At 41.4% G+C, this 22,126-nt stretch carries 20 protein-coding genes and 1 tRNA gene; 12 read left to right on the forward strand and 9 right to left on the reverse strand.

What is annotated here, in order from left to right:
• Positions 1–8: 8 nt before the first annotated feature.
• The 7 genes from LKX84_RS05895 to LKX84_RS05925 all read left to right on the forward strand — a co-directional run bounded on the left by LKX84_RS05895 (position 9) and on the right by LKX84_RS05925 (position 9,488).
• Entirely contained in the window at positions 9–1,325 is a 1,317-nt protein-coding gene (locus LKX84_RS05895; protein ID WP_228236210.1) for a hydroxymethylglutaryl-CoA reductase, degradative, read from the forward strand.
• A complete protein-coding gene (locus LKX84_RS05900) occupies positions 1,322–2,233 on the forward strand; it encodes a GYDIA family GHMP kinase (protein WP_317206459.1) in 912 nt (303 codons plus the stop codon). Before LKX84_RS05895 ends, LKX84_RS05900 begins: the two co-directional genes overlap by 4 nt.
• Positions 2,234–2,243: 10 nt before the next feature.
• A complete protein-coding gene (bla, locus tag LKX84_RS05905) occupies positions 2,244–2,969 on the forward strand; it encodes a subclass B1 metallo-beta-lactamase (protein ID WP_228236211.1) in 726 nt (241 codons plus the stop codon).
• A 264-nt stretch (positions 2,970–3,233) separates the two neighbouring features.
• Complete coding sequence (locus LKX84_RS05910) at positions 3,234–3,743, forward strand: helix-turn-helix domain-containing protein (protein WP_228236212.1); 510 nt, start codon at positions 3,234–3,236, stop codon at positions 3,741–3,743.
• A gap of 359 nt (positions 3,744–4,102) precedes the next feature.
• Positions 4,103–7,351: a SusC/RagA family TonB-linked outer membrane protein gene (locus tag LKX84_RS05915; RefSeq protein WP_228236213.1), complete on the forward strand. Its 3,249-nt coding sequence runs from the start codon at positions 4,103–4,105 to the stop codon at positions 7,349–7,351.
• A gap of 9 nt (positions 7,352–7,360) precedes the next feature.
• On the forward strand, positions 7,361–8,215 hold the full coding sequence (locus LKX84_RS05920) for a SusD/RagB family nutrient-binding outer membrane lipoprotein (RefSeq protein ID WP_228236214.1): 855 nt from the start codon (positions 7,361–7,363) through the stop codon (positions 8,213–8,215).
• Between the two features lie 697 nt (positions 8,216–8,912).
• Positions 8,913–9,488: a hypothetical protein gene (locus LKX84_RS05925; RefSeq protein WP_228236215.1), complete on the forward strand. Its 576-nt coding sequence runs from the start codon at positions 8,913–8,915 to the stop codon at positions 9,486–9,488.
• A 74-nt stretch (positions 9,489–9,562) separates the two neighbouring features.
• Here the strand turns inward: LKX84_RS05925 and LKX84_RS05930 are convergent, their stop codons facing one another.
• From LKX84_RS05930 to LKX84_RS05960, 7 genes are all read right to left on the reverse strand, one after another.
• Complete coding sequence (locus LKX84_RS05930; protein ID WP_228236216.1) at positions 9,563–11,692, reverse strand: peptidylprolyl isomerase; 2,130 nt, start codon at positions 11,690–11,692, stop codon at positions 9,563–9,565.
• Positions 11,693–11,775: 83 nt separating this feature from the next.
• Complete coding sequence (locus LKX84_RS05935; RefSeq protein WP_228236217.1) at positions 11,776–13,065, reverse strand: hemolysin family protein; 1,290 nt, start codon at positions 13,063–13,065, stop codon at positions 11,776–11,778.
• A gap of 5 nt (positions 13,066–13,070) precedes the next feature.
• A complete protein-coding gene (locus LKX84_RS05940) occupies positions 13,071–13,271 on the reverse strand; it encodes an NfeD family protein (RefSeq protein WP_228236218.1) in 201 nt (66 codons plus the stop codon).
• Positions 13,268–13,879, reverse strand: coding sequence for an LPS export ABC transporter periplasmic protein LptC (lptC, locus tag LKX84_RS05945; protein ID WP_228236219.1), 612 nt, complete (start codon positions 13,877–13,879; stop codon positions 13,268–13,270). Before lptC ends, LKX84_RS05940 begins: the two co-directional genes overlap by 4 nt.
• Positions 13,880–13,881: 2 nt before the next feature.
• Positions 13,882–15,255: a hypothetical protein gene (locus LKX84_RS05950; protein ID WP_228236220.1), complete on the reverse strand. Its 1,374-nt coding sequence runs from the start codon at positions 15,253–15,255 to the stop codon at positions 13,882–13,884.
• 103 nt (positions 15,256–15,358) lie between these two features.
• Positions 15,359–16,624, reverse strand: a complete 1,266-nt coding sequence (locus tag LKX84_RS05955; RefSeq protein ID WP_228236221.1) for a hypothetical protein — start codon at positions 16,622–16,624, stop codon at positions 15,359–15,361.
• Entirely contained in the window at positions 16,625–17,353 is a 729-nt protein-coding gene (locus tag LKX84_RS05960; RefSeq protein WP_228236222.1) for a type III pantothenate kinase, read from the reverse strand.
• A gap of 100 nt (positions 17,354–17,453) precedes the next feature.
• Here LKX84_RS05960 and LKX84_RS05965 point away from each other — a divergent pair.
• Positions 17,454–17,529: transfer RNA gene (locus tag LKX84_RS05965), tRNA-Phe, on the forward strand.
• 113 nt (positions 17,530–17,642) lie between these two features.
• Here the strand turns inward: LKX84_RS05965 and LKX84_RS05970 are convergent.
• Positions 17,643–17,954 carry a hypothetical protein gene (locus LKX84_RS05970; protein ID WP_228236223.1) on the reverse strand — a complete coding sequence of 104 codons (312 nt, stop codon included), beginning with the start codon at positions 17,952–17,954 and terminating at the stop codon, positions 17,643–17,645.
• Positions 17,955–18,050: 96 nt separating this feature from the next.
• The gene (locus LKX84_RS05975) at positions 18,051–19,073 is read right to left on the reverse strand and encodes a helix-turn-helix domain-containing protein (RefSeq protein WP_228236224.1); all 1,023 of its coding nucleotides are present in this window, start codon (positions 19,071–19,073) and stop codon (positions 18,051–18,053) included.
• Between the two features lie 193 nt (positions 19,074–19,266).
• Between LKX84_RS05975 and LKX84_RS05980 the strand changes: the two genes are divergently transcribed.
• The 4 genes from LKX84_RS05980 (at position 19,267) to cls (ending at position 22,035) form a co-directional block, all read left to right on the forward strand.
• On the forward strand, positions 19,267–19,929 hold the full coding sequence (locus LKX84_RS05980) for an SOS response-associated peptidase family protein (RefSeq protein WP_228236225.1): 663 nt from the start codon (positions 19,267–19,269) through the stop codon (positions 19,927–19,929).
• A gap of 136 nt (positions 19,930–20,065) precedes the next feature.
• Positions 20,066–20,227: a DUF1328 family protein gene (locus LKX84_RS05985; RefSeq protein WP_228236226.1), complete on the forward strand. Its 162-nt coding sequence runs from the start codon at positions 20,066–20,068 to the stop codon at positions 20,225–20,227.
• Between the two features lie 44 nt (positions 20,228–20,271).
• Positions 20,272–20,481 (forward strand): hypothetical protein, encoded by a 210-nt coding sequence (locus tag LKX84_RS05990; protein WP_228236227.1) that lies wholly within the window; start codon positions 20,272–20,274, stop codon positions 20,479–20,481.
• A gap of 132 nt (positions 20,482–20,613) precedes the next feature.
• The gene (gene cls / locus LKX84_RS05995; RefSeq protein WP_228236228.1) at positions 20,614–22,035 is read left to right on the forward strand and encodes a cardiolipin synthase; all 1,422 of its coding nucleotides are present in this window, start codon (positions 20,614–20,616) and stop codon (positions 22,033–22,035) included.
• Positions 22,036–22,126: the final 91 nt, after the last annotated feature.

Here is a 22,126-nt window from a genome sequence, read left to right on the forward strand (position 1 = left end):
CAAACACTATGAAGACGCCAGTTGAAGGATTTTCCAAACTTTCCAAAGCTGAAAAGATAGATTGGATCGCCAATCAATGCACAACGAATCCCGAAGCCACCAAAAAACTGTTGGAACGCTATTGGAACCCTGATTCCCAAGTACAAAAATTGCATGATGAGTTTATAGAAAATACCCTCACTAACTATTACTTGCCATTTGCGGTAGCGCCCAACTTTTTGATCAATGGGGAGTTTTATGCCGTACCCATGGCCATTGAAGAAAGTTCAGTTGTGGCCGCCGCCAGCAAAGCTGCTAAATTTTGGTTGGACAAAGGTGGATTCAAGACCACCATTTTGGGAACCGAAAAAGTGGGACAAGTGCATTTTATGTACAAGGGCAATCCTAAAAAATTGCAGGAATTTTTCAAGAAAATCCACCCGAATTTATTGAGTAGCGTTGCCTCCATCACCCAGAACATGGAAAAACGGGGAGGCGGTATCAATGCCATTGAATTAAGGGATTGCACCCATAAGATTTCTGGATATTACCAGTTGCACTGCACTTTTGAGACCTTGGATGCCATGGGTGCCAATTTTATCAATTCGTGCTTGGAGCAATTTGCCAAAACTTTGAAAGAACAGGCCAAAGGCCATCCGGATTTTTCCGAAGAAGAGAAAAATATAGAGGTGGTCATGAGCATCCTATCCAATTATGTTCCCAATTGCTTGGTGAGGGCCGAGGTGGAATGCCCTGTTGAGCAATTGGTTATTAAAGACATTTCCCCAGAGGAATTTGCCCAAAAATTTGTGCAGGCGGTGAACATTGCCAATGTGGAACCCTATCGCGCGGTGACGCATAACAAAGGTATCATGAACGGAATCGATGCCGTAGTGTTGGCCACGGGGAATGATTTTAGGGCCGTGGAAGCTGGGGTGCACGCCTATGCCGCAAAAAATGGGAGCTATTTCAGTTTAACACATGCTTCGATTGAAAATGATATTTTCAAATTTTGGATCGAGATTCCATTGGCTTTGGGCACCGTAGGTGGACTTACCTCTTTGCATCCATTGGTGAAGTTGGCGCTAGAAATTCTTCAAAATCCATCGGCCAAGAAATTGATGCAGATTGTTGCCGTTGCGGGATTGGCCCAGAATTTTGCCGCTATTAAAAGCCTGGTGACCACCGGAATCCAAAAAGGTCACATGAAAATGCACTTGCTCAACATGCTCAACCAAATGGGAGCCACCGAAAGCGAAAAAGCACAGCTTGTACATTACTTTAAACATGAAACCGTCACAAATGCTTCGGTAAAAGAAGCGTTGGAAAAGCTGCAAAGAACATGATGCAAAAGGAATTTTATAGCAACGGAAAATTGTTGCTCACAGGTGAATATGCGGTGCTGGATGGAGCACTAGCACTTGCTATTCCTACTAGTTACGGTCAATCGCTTAAAGCCGCACCTACCCATTCTGGACACTTGAATTGGGTCAGTTATGATGAATCGGACCGTGAATGGTTTCGAGCGGAATTTGATATTGAAGAACTGAAAATCATTTCAACCACGGACGCAAAAACTGCCGAAACCTTGGTGGTTTTGCTGCAACAGGCTAAACTGGACAACCCCCTATTCCTTTCAGACCATGAGGGATTTTTGGTGGAGACCCACTTAAGTTTTCCTCGGTCTTGGGGTTTGGGCACCTCATCTACTTTGATCAACAATTTGGCCCAATGGGCCCGGGTAGATGCCTATGAACTTTTATGGAAAGCCTTTGGTGGAAGCGGTTACGACATTGCCTGTGCGCAACACAATTCACCCCTAACCTACCAATTGAAAAAAGGTGAACCCCATGTTGAGGAAACTTCATTTAATCCCTTTTTCAAGGATTCATTATTCTTTGTCCATCTCAACCAAAAGCAAAGCAGCAAAGAGGCTATTGCAGCCTATAAAAATCGGTCAATAGACAAGGAATCTTTGGTCAAACGAATTTCTACCTTGACCCAAAAAATGATTGCCGCACCCAATTTGTCGGAATTTGAAATTTTGATGGAAGAGCATGAAACCATTTTATCCGAAACACTTGGTATTCTACCCATTAAACAAAAATTGTATCCTGATTATGCCGGAGCCGTTAAAAGTCTGGGAGCCTGGGGAGGTGATTTTGTAATGGCGACTGGAGATGAATCATCCATCGCATACTTTCATGACAAAGGATACCCAACCGTTATTCCTTATTCCAAAATGATTCTCTAATGCTTTCTTGATGAAACAATTCCTTCTTTTTTTGGCTCTATTAGGATTGATGGGATGCAAAACATCCATCCCTTCTGAAAATTACGTCACTCCCACTTTAAAAATAGAACCGCTTACCGAGCACACCTATTTGCACGTATCGTACTTGGAAACCGAAAGTTTCGGAAAAGTGAGCTGTAACGGAATGATTGTGGTGAACAATGGTGAAGCCATTGTGTTTGATACTCCTGTTAACAATGACGTTTCAGAAGAGCTTTTGAAATGGTTAAAATCGAAAAAATTGAAAGTCAAGGCAGTTGTGGCTACGCATTTCCATGATGATTGTTTGGGCGGACTTGAAGCATTTCATGCTGAACAGATACCTTCCTACGCCAACCAAAAGACCATTGAATTGGTACAGGACAAGCCGGTAACCATTCCATTGAATGGATTTTCAAAATCTTTGGATTTGCAGGTTGGGGATGAAACTGTGATTCTCGATTTTGTGGGAGAAGGACATACTGTGGACAATATTATCGGTTATTTCCCAAAAGAGCAGACCATGTTCGGTGGCTGTTTGATAAAATCCGTCGGGGCCGGCAAAGGTTATCTCGAAGATGCCAATGTTAAAGAATGGTCCCAAACCGTTTCAGAAATCAAGAAAAAATATCACCAGACCAAACTTGTGGTTCCAGGTCATGGCCAGTATGGTGACCAAAAATTGCTTGACTTTACTATTGAGCTCTTTAGGGAGTAGTTTGAATTTTTAACCAATCCAAATCCATCATTTATAAATCCATAGAGGTTGTTCGTCAATTGAAGGCCTTATCTGATGCTTCTTTTTTACACTTTTCTACTCAACTATGTAAAATTGAGTATTATGGCCATTTGGAACAATCCCTTGTTTATCAGTAAAAAAGAAAGATTCCTCAATCTAAGAATGCCTTTATTTTTGGCATTGGCATTACTTTCAAATTTGATCATGCTGTTTATGTTATGGGTGGATAAAGATCAAACTTCAATGAAACTTGTTGGACTGGCACAACTGGTTTCCTTTATGCTTTATGCCATTCTAATTTTGACACTGTTCATTTATCCCCAAATGCACAACAAAGAATCATTAGGATTCCTTTCCCTTCCGAGTATGCACCATCAGAAGTATGAAAAAACAGGACTTTCTGATGCCTTTTCGTTAGAATTGAAAGAGAAATTAGAAGATGTCATGAACAATCAAAAGTTGTATTTAAAACATGAACTTAGATTGGACGATATTGCAGAATTGCTGAACATTTCCAGGCATCATGCCTCCCAAGTGATCAATGAAAATTTCAACATGAATTTTTATGATTTTGTGAATGCATACCGGATTGAAGAAGCCAAGAAAATACTTTTATCCGGATTTGAAAGCAACTCCGATTCCATTTCGGACCTTGCCTATCAATGTGGTTTCAATAACCGTGTTTCTTTTTATAAGGCCTTCAAGAAAATTACACAAACCACTCCAACAGAATTTATGAATAAAGCTGTTTAAAATCCATGAACACATGATGCACTTTTATACGGCCTATCCTGCATTTCCTCCTTTTTGACCAAATGCTAACCGTGTTTTCATTTCTTATTCCCAACCAAAAATCACAAGAATTCCTTTTTGAAAATCCACTGGAAATTGTAAATGTAAATCCCTATCGGGAATGTTGTAAAGGTTTTTAAGCCTTAACAAGTGCCGTTGAATCTTTTAGTTTTTTTGCTCGGCAATCCACAAGGTGGGGGCTCTAAAACTTACTTCTTCCCCAAATTTCATTGTTTAGGAAGATTATTTGATTTAGCCTACAAATAAGATTTTACCTCCTGCCTTGCGCGATTGCGCTAACTAACTTTAATCAAATTTGTATGAAAACCAAAAAGTATTGGATGGTGCTCGGGCTGTTTCTCTTTGTATTTGGAACAGTTCTGGCTCAAGAAAAAAATGTTTCAGGTACGGTGACCGATCAGGATGGCCTACCACTTCCGGGGGTATCGATCTTGGTAGTGGGAACTTCCGTCGGAACCCAAACCGACTTTGATGGAAATTACTCCATCATGGCAAGCGTAGGAGGCACCTTGCGCTTCAGCTACATCGGACAAAAAACTGTGGAACGGACAGTTGGTTCCTCTGCTGTAATAAATGTCCAAATGCAGGAGGACGCCCAAGTTCTCGCAGAAGTGGTCCTTACTGCATTAGGACTTGAGAAAAAGAAAGATGAAGATTTAAGTTCATCAACTGCAGTTAATGTTGACGCTCTTAAAAAATCTGGAGAGACCGGGGTAATTCAGAGCCTGACAGGAAAAACATCAGGATTGCTTATTACAAAATCTACAGGAGACCCAGGAGCAGGCGCATACATTCAAATTAGAGGCCAAAATACAATTTTAGGAAGCGGATCTCCTTTGATTATTCTTGATGGGGTTCAGATTTCAAATACAAGTGTTGGCAGCAATACAGCTGGAGTTGTACAACAATCCAGGTTAAATGACATTAACCCTGAAGATATTGAAAGTGTAACCGTACTAAAAGGAGCTGCCGCTGCTGCCGTCTATGGAACCGGTGCAGCGAACGGTGTGCTTGTCATCAAAACAAAAAGAGGTGCTTCGGGGGGAAGGAAGCTATCCGTAAGCATTAAAAGTTCCGTTGCCTTTGATGAAGTCCTTGTGGAGCATGAAAAGCAAGGGAAATTTGGTCAAGGCTATCCTTTGTATTGGTCAACTGGTGACATAGCAGACCATAACGGAATTTTTGTCCCGAATACTGGTTTCTCATGGGGAGACAAGATTAGTGAAAGATCTGGAGCTGCTGATGAAATTGATGCTTCGGCAGGTTATTTTGAAGCAAGGGATGGATCAATATATAATTATATTGTCGCGCAAGGAAAAAATTCAAGGTCAGTTTACAATCGCTCAAACAGAGATCAAATTTTCAGGACAGGACTCACACTTGAAAACAACCTTTCGATTGGTTTCAATGGTCAAGATAGTCGTTCATTGTTCAGCATTTCAAATCTGGATCAAGAAGGTATTATTAAGGGGAATTCCAATTACAAAAGGTTTAACGTTCGATTTAACCATGAGGCTGAATTAACCGATAAAATTACGTTGAAGTTAAACTCTCAATACTCTAAAGTCAATTCGGATAGGATTCAAACCGGATCCAATACAAGTGGTTTATATCTGGGATATCTGAGAACTTCCCCTGATTTTGACAATTCGGATTATATCGGAACCTATTATAATGCCAATGGTGTTGCAACCCTAAACTCCCATAGGGGATATCGAAACCAAATTGGCTCATCAACACCTGCTTATAACAACCCCGGATGGACCATATATGAACAGGACAATCCAAACGTGGTTGAACGGTTCATAATCAATCCTGAGCTGGTTTGGATGTTCCTTGATAAGCACAGCGTAACTGTCAGATATGGTATCGACTATTACAATGATATCAGAGAAACTTTCTTCCCGGTTCGATCAAGTAGTTTTCCATCTGGTTCATTCTCAAGGGATGAAATCAAAGAAAAAAGTCAGACGCTCAACACATTTTTTACCTCTAATTGGGTACAAAATGAAAACTTTGGATTCACAAGTATTTTGGGTGCTCAATTGGAGTCAAATGATTATCATAGATTATCAGGTTCCTCAACCAATTTTACCAATCCCTTCGTGGATGACCTCAGAATCTTTGGAAATGCCGAAGGTAGCAATGAACTCCCTTCATCCTTTATGCAAGAAACAAGAAAATCTGGTGTATATGGGGTTTTGAATGCTGAAGCATGGCAACAGTTATATTTTGAACTTACTGCCAGGTATGAGAGGCCCAGCACCTTAGATAAAAATATTTTTTACCCAAGTGCGGCAATAGGATGGTCCTTTTCCAAGCTTATTGGAGAATCAGATATTTTGAGCTTCGGTAAATTGCGTGCATCCTATGGAGAAGTTGGTATTGAACCATCTGCTTATGCATCTTCAACTACTTTTAGTCCAGGAGGTTTGGTCTCCGGATGGGGAGATGGGCTTGCTGCTTCTGTTTATGGCAACCCTTTTACTCGTAGCACAACCCTAGGTAATCCAAATTTAAAGGAAGAAAGGGTTAAAGAATATGAGATTGGAGCTGATTTGAGATTCTTCAATAGTCGTCTTTCTATAGGTGGTACTTATTACGATAGGGTAACCGAAGATGTTATTTTACCGATTGATTTAGCACCGTCAACAGGGTTTTCAAACTATTTATCAAATGCAGCCGAAATATCCAATAAAGGGATAGAGCTTGATTTGAGTTATAAAATCATATCTACCCAAGATCTTTCTTGGGAAATTACCGCCAACTGGTCAAAGAACAAGAACATGGTTGAGGATTTGAGCGGTGTGGCGGAATATAGTCTTAACGGATTTACTGGAAGTACTTCCTCTGTAGTAGAAGGGCAGCCTTTCGGTGTAATTTGGGGAAATGATTTTCTTAGAAATGAAGATGGCACGTTACAATTGGACAGCAATGGTTTCCCAATAGCAGATCCTGAAAGCTCTGTTCTTGGAGACCCAAACCCCGATTGGCGTGGTGGTTTAGGGACAACATTCTCATTTAAAGGCTTCAATATTTCTGCCTTTGTAGATACTTCACAAGGCAATGATATGTGGACAGGTACAGAAGGTGTACTTAAATACTTTGGTATACACCCAGAAACCGCAAATGAATCAACCTCTGACATACCATTGGCCAATTACTATGGAGAAGTTTATCCGGCCGGAACCACTTTTAGAGGAAACATATATGATTTTGGCGGGGGTCCTGTAGCATTGGATGCAGATTGGTATACTGATTTAGGCGGAGGATTTGGAGCCAACACAAGTCAATTTGTTAAAGACGCCTCTTGGACAAGGTTGAGGGAAGTTTCGCTAGGATATTCCTTGCCGTCAAAAGTTGTTGAAGCAATAGGATTCACTAGTCTTGATTTTTCATTGACCGGCAGAAACTTGGTTCTGTGGACAGATATTCAAGGAACCGATCCTGAGTCAAATTTGACCGGAGCTTCAAAAGGAAGAGGATTGGATTATTTTACCAACCCCAGTACAAAATCTTATTTATTCACTGTTAGGCTAACTCTTTAATTAAAAAAAATGAAAAAGCAATTTAAAATATCATTTGTATTTCTGGCAATCCTTGCCATAATATCCTGTGAGAGTTATGTTGAAGACATTAATATTGATCCCAATAACTTTACAGATGCCCCAGGATCATTAGTTATCGGACAAGCTATGCTAACCGCTTCAAAAATATCGGAGAGTCAAGCCGCTAGGTACGCTGGTATTTTTACTGATCAGTTTAGTGGTTGCGACAGACAGTTCATCTCTTATGAAAACTATAATGTAATTGCAGGTGACTTTGACGATACCTGGACCGATATTTTTGCCTCTGGTATTGGACAAGCCAAATACGTGCAAGAGAAAGCTTCAACTGACGGGGATATTGTTCTCGAAGGGGTGGCACAGATAATGGAAGCATTACTTACAGGTGAAGCAGCAGCATTATTTGGAAATGTTCCTTTTACAGAAGCGGCCAACGCTACTGAGTTTCCAAATCCAACTTATGACAATCAATTGCAAGTTTTAGAAGGTGTACAACAAATTCTTGATCAAGCGATTGTAAAAGTTGAAAATACGACTGTTTCAAATGGATATGGATCTTCCATATACGTCCAGAACAGTGCAACTTGGAGAGAAATCGCTTTCAGTTTAAAAGCAAGGTATTATCTTATTGCAAAAGAGTATGAGAATGCCGCATTAGCAGCAGCGAACGGAATTTCGGCACCAGAAGGCGACTTACTTACCTATCATAGTGCAACAGATTTTCAAGAGAACATGTTTTGGCAATTTATAGTTGAACAAAGGGCCGGTTACTTAGGTATATGTAATGATCCTCTTTTAGTACAACTTTTAGACGGCACAAAACCAAGACTGTTGGAAACCCCCTGAGATTCAGAAAGATTAATACACTATTTCGATGTTGAAAATCTTGAATTAAACACCAATCAAGGAGGTTACTTTGCTATTGATGCTGCCTTCCCGGTTGTTTCATATCTTGAAACTAAACTAATTCAAGCGGAATCCTTAGCAAGAGCTGGAGATGATGGACTTGCTCCTTTTAATGAAGTTAGAGATTATTTGGCTGGCAAGTATAATGCAGAATTTCCTCATTCAGGAGCTAGCGGAAACGATCTTGTATCTCAAATCATTGAGGAAAAGTATATTTCACTACCTGGCTCACTACAAGTATTCCATGACGTAAGAAGAACAAATAATAGTATTGGTGTCCCAATAAAAAACAATCAAGCGTCGGATATTCCGCAGAGGTTTTTATACCCACAAGTTGAAATTAATGCCAATGCCAATTATCCAGGTTCCGAAAGTCTTTTTACCAAAACACCTTCAAACCAATAGACTTCAATTTCCAGTTTTTAATTACTGGAATCTGATAAAGAAATAAATAATTCAAACATTTAAAATTTTGGGAGGCCTGGTTTCTACTTGGCCTCCTTTTTGTTTTATAAAAATTATATTAAGCCAATCCAATTTATCCCCCCATCCATCCAAACCCCATATTCATCAATTCTACCCCATATTTATAAATCGTAGCCATTAAGTTTGGTGCTGATCATTAAATGCAGCTACCATGTTATTTCACAAAAGCATTGTCCTAATCTTGAGCATGGGATTTTACTTTACCAATTACATTGGTCACTGCCAAAGCAACAAACTCGCCACTGAACGCTTGGATCGTTTCATGCAAGAAAATTGCAAGTCCTATTACACAGAAATGGATTCGGTCAACATTGCTAAAGTACTTCGGCACAAAGTATACCACATCAACCAGGAAATCCAAAACCTGTATGGACAAAAAAATAAAGACTCCAATTTGTTCATTGTAATTGATGACGGACAACAAGTACAACCATTTGAAACTATCGGCAAAAACACCAACTTACCCAAACTGATGCATTTTATAAGGGAAGATTTCGTTTTAAATGACAAATCCGCTCCTTTATTCCAAGTCGTATTGGATGCCATTTATCCTCTCCCGGAATGGAAACCGGATAAAAGAGAGTATTTTTTCCGCGATGGTAAATGGTATTTTCTGCGTGATGCCTATTTCCGGACCAAACAAGGTTTTGAAATCACTATTGATGCAGATGGGAAGATTACAGGAATCTGTTATAAAATGAAATGGGACGACCATGAACGGTCGTGATTTACATAACAATTCTTCTTAAACAAAAAAACCTCCCAATTTGGGAGGTTTTCTATTTCTAGTTGTAAAGAATCCTAGTAAAAGATTCCTCTGTTGTCCTCGATTTCTGCCTTTTCTTTCAAGGCATTGTAAACGGCACCGTTCACCCTAGCAGCAGCACTGCTACGCAAAGTATTGGCATAGGTACTGAAGTTATCTACCTCAGGAGCAGCTTCTTTTTTGGTCACTTTTAGCATGAAAACACCAGTTTCCCCTTTGATCAAATTGGAGGTCTGTCCTTGGTCCAATCCAAAAGCAGTTCCTACTACCAAAGCCTCACGACCTGCACCTGGCAATGTTGGGGCTTTCATGGTTACGGCAGAAGCATTACTTAAACTTACATTGTTATCTGAAGCAATGGCCTCCAAAGCTTTCCCCTTGTTGGCGGCAATGATTCGTTCCGCTTTGATTTCCTTTCTGATCTCAGGTAATGCCATGGCAGAAGCATCTTCTGTGGACATCAATCCCTTTTTGTATTTTTTCGTCAACTGAACCACGGCATAACCATTGGTTACATTGAATCTTTTAATATCCCCTACATTGGTATCCGCATTAAATGCCCATTGAACCACACTTCGTTGTGCACCAAGACCTGGAAGGTTTTCATCCATTTCCCCTATTTTGTTCACTGGTCTGACCGTAAAGGAACTTTCCCTGGCAATGTCACCAAAATTCTCTGGTTCAGAATCCATGCTGGCCATCTCAAACTTGGTGGCATCGGTAAAAATACCGTTGATGGTTTCTTCGGAAGGTTGAAGTTCCCTCGCCAAAGTAGCAACTTGTACAATGTTCTGCTTATCATCAATTTTTATCACGTGGAAACCGAAAGGGGTTTCTACCATTCCTATTTCTCCCGTTTCATGTGAAAAGAGAAACTTGCGATAAGCCTCGGCCAATCTCACATTGGATTCTTGAAAATATCCGATATCCCCAGCACGTTGCGCAGCTGTTGGGTCATCAGAGTTTTCCCTTGCCAAAGCGGCAAAATTGGCATCTGCACCTTTAGCTTCCGCCAACAATTTTTTAGCTGTTTCCTCCGCTTCCTCTTTGGTTCTTGTAATCTCGGATCCCGCTCTTTCCGCACCAGCATAGGCAATAAGAATATGGCTGGACTTTACCGATCCATTGGATTTTTTATCCATGATCTTAGAAAGTTTGTAGTAATCGCCATCCTTGTAAGGACCATAGATTTCACCTACTCCTAAAGCCATCAAAGTATCGGCTACAGAAGAAGGTAAGTCATTTTTAGCCTTGTAGATGGTATCGAATTTGATATCGGAGTGTCTATCCAAAAATGCGGCCATGTCCTTGGTAGTCCTGAAACCTGGAACGGTATCATAGGAATCACTTCCTTCAGAATACTCCACGGTATCATCCAACAAAGCAGTAATTTCTGCTTTTACGTTGTTTTCATCTGTTCCAGAAGGCTTTTCTTCAAAATAAACGAAACGGATATCACGGGCCACATTCTGTTCGAACAAAGTTTTGTGAGCATCAATATACTTTTGGATCTGCTCCTTGGAAACTTCAATGGTACTATCTGCAATTGACGTATACGGAACTCGAACAAACTGCATGTCCACTTTGTCATTGGCCAATTTGTAATCGAATTTTCCCTCGGCCAATGTAGCACCCACACCACCTTTGATCAAGTTGAAATACATTCGCTCTTTGGCAGCTTCAATAATGGCTTTTTCATCCTGTAACCATGCATCATAGCGCAACGGATCGTTGGCCCTCCAATCGGCAATGGCACTTTTGAAAACCTCTTCATTGAATATTCCGTTCTCATCCTGAAAATCTGGGATTTGGGCGTAACCAGAAGTTTTTACAAACTCAATGATCTGATCGCTTTCCACATCAATGCCCAAATCTTGGAACTGTTGGTTCAGGATGGCTTTACGAACTTCTTGATCGTATACCATGTTCACCAGTTGCATGGATGTAAAACTTGGGGGATAGCTTCTAGAAGCGGTTTCTACCTTACTCCTAAAATCCTCAATGGAAATATCCTCACCATTTACTTCGGCCACAGAAGAACCTACTTTACCCCCTCCAAAACCATCACTTTTGAAAACTCCGGATATTACAAATGCGAACAAAGCCAGACCTATGATCAAGATCAAAACGGTTGTCCGTTTTCTAATACTCTCTAATATTGCCATTTTACTGCGTGTTTCTTTAAATTCAGTGGGCGAAAATACCACTTTCTTTTCAAATAGGAAAGCTTAAAAAGCTGCGGAAATTGTTAATCCTCAGTATTGATACGAACACTAACCAAATCAATTTTGGTATTGGACACTTCGAGGATTTTAAAGGTAAACCGATCTACGATTACTTCGGAGTCCTGTTCCGGGATTTCCCCGGTCTTGTTCACTATCAAACCTCCCAAAGTTTCGTACTCTTCCCCTTCGGGCAGCTCCAGTTTATAGTTTTCGTTGATGTAGTCCACCTCTAATCGGGCCGAGAAACGGTACTCGTTATCGCCGATCTGCTCTTCCAACAGATCAGTGGTATCATGCTCATCCTCTATTTCGCCAAAAAGTTCCTCGATGATGTCCTCCACGGTCAAAATACCTGCGGTTCCGCCATATTCGTCCAACACCACCGCCATGCTCTTGCGCTTTTTGGTCAACACGTTCAAAATATCTTGGATCAACATGGTCTCAGGAACCAACTCCACTGGCATTAATATGCTTTTGATGGTCTTCGGTTTTTTGAACAATTCATAGGAGTGGACATAGCCAATGATCTCATCAATATTTTCCTTGTAGACCAATATTTTGGAATAACCTGTCTCGGTGAACAGTTTGGTCAGATTTTTTGGGGTATCATTAAGTTCCACGGCCGTGATTTCGGTCCGGGGCACCATGACCTCCCTTGCCTTTACGGTAGAAAATTCAAGGGCATTCTGGAAAATCTGTATTTCGGAATCCACTTCATCTTCTTCCTGTACCGTTTCCATTTGTTCGTTGATATAGTCGCCAAGTTCCAATTTGGTAAAGGAAAGTTGCACCTCATCCCCTTTGGTCTTAAAGAACACCCGAAGGATAAAATCGGATACCTTGATCACGAACCATGAAATGAACGAAAACAGCACATAAAAGATATAGGCCGGAATCGCAAACAATTTCAACAGGGTGTTGGCGTAAATCTGGAACAAGACTTTTGGCAAAAACTCCGCCGTCAGTAAAATGATAAGGGTCGATATGATCGTTTGGGTCAATAGGCTGAAATCGGTCAGGACGGAATTCAAAAATTCGGATCCGGTGGGCAACATGCCCTGGAACCATTCCATAAGTACTTCACCCATGAACATTCCATAGACCACCAAGGCAATATTATTGCCAATAAGCATGGTTGCAATAAACTTGGAAGGTTTTTCCGTAAGAAGTCCCAACACCTTTGCCAAAAACCCTTCCTGCTTTTTCTCGATCTCAATATGGATTTTATTGGCGGAAATGAATGCAATCTCCATTCCCGAAAAAAATGCCGAGAACAGCAGGCAAAGGAGTATGATGATGATCGAAGTGTCCAAGACGGTTATTGGTTTTCCTTCTGTCTCTGTTCAAAACGTTTCCGGTAGCGTCTTCTAAATACGAACATGGCCACGGAAACCACGGCAAAAAAGATAAAAATGTAAGTATCCTTTGGGTTGATGCTCCAAAGGGTGGCTATCTTATAAAGTGATAATGCGGCTACGGCCAAGTACAGGTATTCGGTGTATCTTAAAATCTTGATCATTGTAGTTCCTCTTCTTCTTTTATGGTCATAAGACCAAAGGTCTTGTTGGCTTTAAAAAAGCTAAAATCTTTGTTGAAATCCATTCCCTCCCCGTCCATTACGGTTCCGTCATCAGGATTGGTATAAGTAAAAGCGGCCTCGGTAAATATCCAGTTGTTGCTTCTATCCAAATATAATTGCTCGGTTTCAAGTTTTTTTCCGTCAAAACTTTCAATGACCACGTTACCCTGCAAATCAATCAAATTGGTCTGTGAATAAATAATTCCGAAATCCGCGGTAACCACACTTTTTTGGCCTTTCTCGTCAAAGAAATCCACCTTGAGTCCTTTAGGAAAGGTACGGAATTTAAAGCTTTGGTTATCGAAATCTTCAGAAATGGGACTGGTAAGCACTGCGATGACCTTGGAGTTGGCAGAATCTTGCGAACTCATTGCTTCTATGGTTTCGGTATAGGTCAAGGTGAAGTTTTGGGCAACACCCTGGGGAAAAATAGGTTTGACGGCTTCTTCGCCTACCCTTTTGTATTCATCCTCACAGGACATAAAAAGGATTGCCACGGTAAAAACCGTGGCAAAACACTTTAAAATATTTCGTGATGTTCGTATCAAACTTATAGATTAGGCACTGTAACGCTACCACCTACCCAGCAGCTAAAGCTCACCGTTTTACCTGCCATACCGGAACTGAATATCATTTCCTTGGTAGGTGCTTTGGCATCATAGCTGGCCGCAGTTTGGCTAGCATGGCCACTAAGCGCAGGGTCTACCCTACCAGCTTTTCTTGCCATTTCAGCAGCTTTCCAGTAAATAGCCCTTTTCTCGAATGGTGTGCTACCACAATCGTTGGCACTACCGGCATACAAGTTGGCGATCAACAAATACGCTTTTCCATTGGATGCGTTGGCCTCTATGGACTTAAGGGCATAGTTTCTTGCTTGTGATGCACTGCTTCTGCGTACACTGGTTGCAATTTTGTATAGGATGTTGGATTTTTTATAGGAATCCGTCTCCAAGGATACCGCTTTGTTGAAATCGGCTACAGCTCCGCTGTTATCTCCAGCTTTTTGTTTCAATACACCTGAATACATATAAGCATCGGCTGATGGATCAAGGGCCAACTGGGCCTCGAACAATTTCCTGAACATAGGGTCATCGGTACATTCCTTAGAGAACATTCTACCAACGGCACCTTTAACCCATTTCACGTCTCCTTTTTTCTCCTCGTAGTTTTTCTCGTAAAGAGGAATCAAGTTGTTACAATCGGCAAGGGCACCCAATTTAGAATCGACACTACTGGCCACTTTACCGAAAGATTCGGAGTTGGTTTCATAGGCACTTTTCAATTTGGCCTCTTTAGAGGTTAGAGCAGTACCAGCATCCTCTTTTTCCAACAACTTTTGAAGGGCATCCGTCAACTTTTGGTTTTCCTCATCCAATTTGGCAGTTACGTCATCATAGGTATCAAAAACGTCTTGAAGTTCTTTTTTACCGGCACCGTGCAAATCTACCAAGCTGGAGAAATACAGATAAAGCGCCTTTGGATTGGTGAAGTTTTCCCTGTCCTCTTTAAAACCTTTGTCCAACATACTGAACAATTGCTCATCAGAAGCCATTTTATTTTCATACAACAACAAAGCCTTGTCTATGGCCACATCGGCCTTAGAATAGTTTGTTGGGAAATATTTGATACTGTTGTCATACAGGGCTAGCAAATCTTGGATGAAACCATCTTTTTCCGCTCCGGATGACTTGTCAATTTTATGTTCCAATATTCTTTCCCCATAGGAAAAGTTGGCCTTATTGATATCGGGGCAGCTTTCGTAAACCATTTTCCATGGTTCGTAAGCTGCATCATAATTTTTCACTTTGGCATGTTCTGCGTAAATGGAAAGATTCGTCATGCACTCGGGGTTCTGTGCCTGGGCCATACTTAATCCCGTCAACATAACGACCGTTATCATTGTTAAGTAGTGTCTCTTTTTCATCTTACTAATTTTAAAGTGGTTAAAGTACAAATTTTCATTATAAAATCCTCCTAAAGGATCCCTAATGGGTGGTTATTTATCAATTTTTAAAAAAATGGCCCCATCAATTTATTTTTCTTTTCTGAAACCATACGTCATTTAAGGATAAACCTATATTGATCTTCAAATAACTTTCCTCTATGAGGTTTGCGTCCGTGGTTCCCCGTCTACCCAACTCAAAACCGATGTTTGCATTGGAGAAGGAACCACCCAACGGCATACCTAGACCAAAAGTTATGCCAAAATTGTTTATCTCTTTTCCATTGACCTCCAAACCGCTTACATCATAGCGTAGCCCTGCCCGGTAGGTAACCCTTTTAAAATATCCGGAAAGTGCCCTGTAATCTGGAACCCAATACCCCCCGAAGGCATACGTAGAGGCATCATTATAGATTACATTTTGGAGCCCCAAGAAGCTATTGTCGAAATCGCTGTACTGTTGAAAACTATACTCGGCCCCCATGAACCATTTTTTATCCTCCCCAAAACCTAGGCCCAAAGTGGTACGGGTCGGAATCTTCAACTCGGTGTTCCTTAAATTGGTGGCATCCAAATTTACATCCACCACTTCCACATTGTTGCCATTGACAAGGGAGAACGACCCCAATGTTTGGGTGTTCTTTGATACCAAATTGCCTTGTGTGTTCACCAAAACGGAAGCAAACAAGGTGTACTTATCCTTGATCTTGGGGGTATAGTTCAAGGCATAATTAAAATCGTAGCCGTTGATCTTTGACTGACGATCGTCCAAGGTTCCAAATTGCACTCCTTCCACGCTTTGTATCCTTTGGTATTTGAAGGACCCAAAATTAAAATTGGCGGTGACTCCCAGGCTCAGATTTTTTAAGGGCTCAAAACCGATGGAAGCATACAAGCGGTTCAATCCGCCATCACCCGTATAAATATTGGTCACTTCTGCCCCATTGCTATTGGTCTTGGTATCGTTAAGGCTATACCCTACCGAAGTAAACGGCATAACCCCGAACCCCATTCCTATTTTTTGGGAGAGCGGAAATGCAATCGCCAAATAATCCAAGGTGGTGACCGAGGTGTTCTGTTGTTCGGACCAATCCTTCAATCGGTATTCTTTACGTGAAATTCCAGCGGTATAGGTTGTCAACCTTAGCTTGGAGTAGGCAGCAGGGTTGGTCAAGTTGATGTGGATACTGTCCCCATACATGGAGACACCTCCCATCATTTGGTTTTCCACAGAACCTTGGTCCCTATGATCCCCGATACCAAAATAAGAGTATGGTGAAATGGTCCCATTTTGCGCGAACATGCCATGGGCCATCACGCAAAAAAATGCAATCAGAATTTTTTTAACCATTTAGTCTTTGTTGTATTCCAGCAGGCCATTAAGCCCCTCCAAGAGAAATTTGGAGTTCGCAAATATGGTGTTTTTTAGCCTTTTGGCAAAAAAATGGGAGTCACCGCCTGTTAAAATAACTGTTAAATGTTGAAAGCGTGCACGATACTGGTCAATCACCCCGTCCACTTCACAGGCTACCCCGTTGATCACACCACTGTGCATACAGGATTGGGTGGCATTTCCGATGAAGTCGATAAAATCCTCAGGCTCCAATAGTGGAAGTCCGGCAGTTTGGTTGTGCATGGCCCTGTAGCGCATACGAATACCTGGCGAGATGGCCCCACCCATATATTCACCTGCATTGTTCACCATCTCATAGGTAATGCAGGTACCCGCATCAATGACCAAGGTATTCCCTGATGGATTTTGGTAAAACGCAGCTGTGGCCAACGCCAAACGATCTACTCCCAAGGTGTGGGGGGTGGCATAGCTGTTTTTGAAAGGTACTTTGGAAGCACTGGAAAGGACATGCACCTTGCAGAACAAGGCTAGAATATCCCGCTCCTTGTGGTCCAATTTGCCAACAGAGGAAATGATGGCATGACCGATTTTAGGATACCGCTCAAAGAGTTCCTTGACCTTGGACAAGAACAATCCCGACTCAGAGGCTTGGTCGTAAATGATCTTTCCGTTTTCAAAAACGGCATATTTTACCAAGGTATTCCCGATGTCGATCACAAGGTTCATGATACAAAGATCGAGAATTGGAAAAAATTCGATGCCTTTTTTCTTCTTTTTGTTTGTATATCCTAATTTTGAAATTATATTTGCACCCGCTTTAGGGCATGGTACCTTAGCTCAGTTGGTAGAGCAACGGACTGAAAATCCGTGTGTCCCTGGTTCGATTCCTGGAGGTACCACCACAAACCCTCGCATCCACAAGGATTGCGGGGGTTTTGTTTTTTAGCATTATACAAGAACAAAAAACCGAACAAAGTCCAGCTCAAGCAATAAGGAAACAGAGAATTGGGATGAATTAAGAAATAGCCAACAATGAGGTCTGCAAATCCGAGAACGCCTCTTTTTCAACTTCTTCTTGGGCAGCATTCACCTGAACGAAATTGCGTTCCACCAAAGCATATAAAGGTTCCGGGGTATCGTTATGAACAGATAGCTGTCCGTTTCGGCAATCGATTTCCAAAACGATAAGGGAAAGGTAATCCATTAAATGTTCGGCTTCATTGATCAAAATGCGAATGACCTGTAGTTGTACCGCATACTCCAAATTGATGCGCTGTACTTGGTCCAGTGCCTTTGCCGCCGATAGATGTCTCCAATGAATCTCCAAACCTTAATTTTTTACAAAAATAGGATAAATCGCAAAATAAGTTTACGATTACGAAACATTAAATTAACATTGAAATGGATTTAAACCGGATAGCCTCTACTTTCGCTTGCTGGTCATAAAGTCGCTAGGGCTTACCCCAAACTTTTCCTTGAAAATCTTGGAGAAATAGCTCCTACTGGTAAAACCTATGGAGTATACCACTTCCGAAATGTTCATCTCTGAATTGGCAATCAGGTCGCGGGCCACTTCCAGCCTGGCATTCCTGATGTATTCCGTTACCGTTTTGTTGTACAGCAACTTAAAACCTTCCTGCAATTTGGCCTGGGTAAGTCCGGTTTCAGCGGAAATCTCTTCCAAAGAAAATTCCTTGGCAATATTGTCCTCTATTTTTTTGGCGTAATCCCTTATTTCCTTCAACTCTCTCTTTAACAGCGAAGTAGGAAGATGCTTTTTCTTTACTTCCTTGTTGTGCTGCATAATGTGCATGGACAGGATCTGGTAGACCAATCCTTCAATCTGCATGATACGGATCATTCCCTTGCCCTTCACTTGGCGTAGAGCCGTCATCAAATCGGCCATTTTTAGGTTGTACGACCCGAAATAAGCGAAAACCCTTTCATGGTCGGTATCCAAAAACACCTCGTACAAGTGCTTGTTGAGAGAGTCGCCCTGATTCAACCTTCTATTCAAAAATTCTTTTCTGCGCACCTGGATCACACTTAGGGAAACGGTCACATCTTTTGGAAAATAACGATCGCTCACCCCTCCGTTCCTATTGGTCAAGATCACGGACTGAAATTGTTCAATGAATTTGATCTCATCAGTGGATTCATGACCAAACTTGTGCCCACTATACCCTTCCAAACAATAGTAAAAATTGATCGGGTTAAATTTTGAGGTGTCCACCATGATCATCACCTCATCAAAAAAGGTCAACTCATACTCCACCAGGCTAACACCCCACTCAAACTCAATAAAGCTCATATGGCCGCGGGCCTTATCACTATCAACGTTGAGGGTATATTGCCCCCATCGTTCCGTAATGGTACCACCTATAACTTTTCGCACTTGCTCCACCGAGTCGGCGGTTTTCTGTGCTTCTATATAAATTTTTATCATAAGTGTACCAGGCTGATCAAGGTTTATACATTTTGCGCCAACCCATAAAGATAGGTTTTGTTTGATCCTACGCAATCACCATTCACATTTATTTTGAATTCTCAGATTTTAACGCAAAAGCATCATCATTAAACCCTTTTGAGTCAACCAATTTTTGAAATAACCAGTTACTTGTGCCAAAATTGAAAACGCTATGATTTACAAACTTTCAAATGCCGCGGAAAAAAATGACATTGAAAAGGAGTTTGGCATTCCTTTTAAGTATCCCAACCTGTATACCCAAAATCCGTTGATCAACGGGTTCCACGAGACCAACCTTTCTGTGGTCACTACGGATAACCAACGGGAGATTACTTTCGCCATTTGGGGACTTATGCCCCAAAACTTTAAGGAAGATTGGTACATATTCCAGAACAATGCCAACACCCTGAATGTTCAATTGTCTGATTTGGAACAGGTAGATTGGATGAAGGAATCGTTCCACAAACGAAGGTGCCTGATCGTGGTCACCGGATTTTACACCCATATGATCAAGAATGGGAACACCTGCAGTTATTATTTATGTAAACCTGATGAACGACCTTTTTTATTGGCCGGGGTCTACAACACCCTGGAAGATGGGTTTCAGTGCACCGCTCTCATCACCAGTAGGATGGGTTCCTTTGTTTCGAGCTATCACGACATCAGCAATCTGGCCCCTATCATCGTTCCCAATGAACAGACCGATTTTTGGTTGTCCAATGATACCAAAGTTGAAGATCTTAAGGATTTCATCCAGAATCCACCTGAAGAAAACCTTAAAGCTAACCTCATGTCGAATGAATTCTTCCTGAACAATATCACTTATAATATGTAAAGCATCATGTTGGTCAATTGCTATAGCTAATGAGTCAACATAAAAACCGATAGCGACAACGACCCAGCATTTAGATCACGAAATTTGTAATGTACTGATTAAGAGTTAGTCAGGCATTAATCTAAAACCTGAAAATATGTTACGTTGGACAGTCACTTTTATAATCTTGGCCATTGTGGCCGGAATTTTCGGTTTTGGTGGAATCGCCGCAGGTGCGGCCAGTATAGCCAAAATCCTATTCTTCATCTTTATTGTATTGTTTATCATTTCGCTGATAACCGGTAGAAAAAGGATCTAGAAATTAGAAAACAAATAGAATCATTAACTTAAAAACACAGAACCATGAGAAAATCAATTAGTTTATTAATACTGTTCATGTCCATGGCCTTTACCATGAGTATGACCAGTTGCAGGGAAACAAAGGAAGATAAGATGGAAGACGCCATAGAAGAAGTTAAAGATGGTGTTGAAGAAGCCGGGGATGAGATTGAAGATGCCGCTGACAAGGTCGGCGACAAAATTGAAGAGGTCACCGATGACGATCCCCAATAGGATATCGTTATTCCATATACACAACTCTGGCAATTACTGCCAGAGTTTTTTGTTGGGGTATCATTCCCCGATTTGAAAAACTTGAAATTTCAATTTTACGCATTAGCTTAGTTGAACACTTGAACAAATCCCGTGAAAGCACTATTCACCATACTATATCTGGTTTTGACCGTTTGGGCCATTGGTGCCGTGATCTACCATGGTAGGCGCCCTTCCCGATCCATAAGTTGGGTATTGGCCATTGTTGCGCTGCCTTATCTTGGAGTGGTGTTGTATTATCTCTTCGGGATGAACCGAAGAAAGTTCAAGTTTTACAACAGCAAGGATTTTGAGAGAAGAAGACATTATAGATTCCCTGGACAGTCTACCCTTGAAAAGTTTCGGGTAAATTTTGATTCCGACATCCGGAAGAAGAGACTCAGCACCCTCATTAATGCCAATGCCGATACCATGGCCACTTGTGGCAACAAAATCACCGTGCTGCAGGATGGTGGCCAAACCTTCAATGCCCTTTTCAAGGCTATGGAAGAAGCCAAACACTTTATCCATATGCAATATTACATTTTGGAACAAGGCGGACTTTTAGACAAAATGCTGGAACTGTTTGAAAGGAAAATCAAGGAAGGGGTGCAGGTAAGAATCTTGTATGATTCCCTCGGCAGTTACCACCTCAGAGGGGAGCCCAAAAAAAAGTTTCAGGATATTGGGGTCGACATACATCCAGTGATGCCCATTCGGTTGAACAACCTATTGTTTTCCCTCAATTTTCGTAACCACAGGAAAATTGTGGTCATCGATAACAAAGTCGCCTTTACCGGAGGGGTCAACGTTTCGGACAAATACATCAAGTGGAAGAGCGAACTGGGCAAATGGAAGGATACCCACTTAAAATTGGAAGGCCCAATTGTTAATGACATCCATCTGGTTTTTTTGAAGGACTATTATTTTGCTAGCAAGAATGAACATTTTCAGATAAAGGACTATTTATTTGAACAGGATGAAGTAGGTTCTGCTTGTGCCCAGGTGGTGGTCGGCGGACCAGATTCCGATCATCCGGCAATCATGCAGCAATACATCAGCATGATGAACCAGGCCCAACGATCCATTTTAATCGCCAATCCCTATTTTTTACCTGGGGAAGCCTTTCTGCAGACCTTAAAGATCGTTGCCCTCGAAGGCGTGGATGTCACCTTGCTCATACCAAAAAAATCAGATTCCATAGCCGCCCAATTTGCCATGTTTTCCCAGTTTGAAGAATTGCTCACCATTGGGGTGAACATTTATTTGCGGGAAGATTTTTCGCATAGCAAGATTTTGGTGGTGGATGATGATCTTGTCTCCATCGGGTCCGGAAATTTTGACATCCGTAGTTTTGAACTCAATTACGAGGCCAACATCCTGATCTACGATCAGCAGATCACTTCGGAACTCAAGGAAGAATTCTTTGCCGTGTGTAAAAAAGCGGATATCATGACCTTGGAACGCTTTCGCAACAGGCCCTTTTGGCGCAAGTTTCTCGAAGGGCTCTTCAAATTCCTCAAGCCACTTCTTTAACAATTCTTTAATTGGTAATGGATCAATGTTTGATCGAAATGAGACAAGCCTCCCATCGGCCCTGATCTAGTTTTGTGTCAAAATAAACACA

Origin of the sequence: Allomuricauda sp. M10 (genome assembly GCF_020782875.1) — a bacterium.
Lineage (GTDB): Bacteria > Bacteroidota > Bacteroidia > Flavobacteriales > Flavobacteriaceae > Flagellimonas.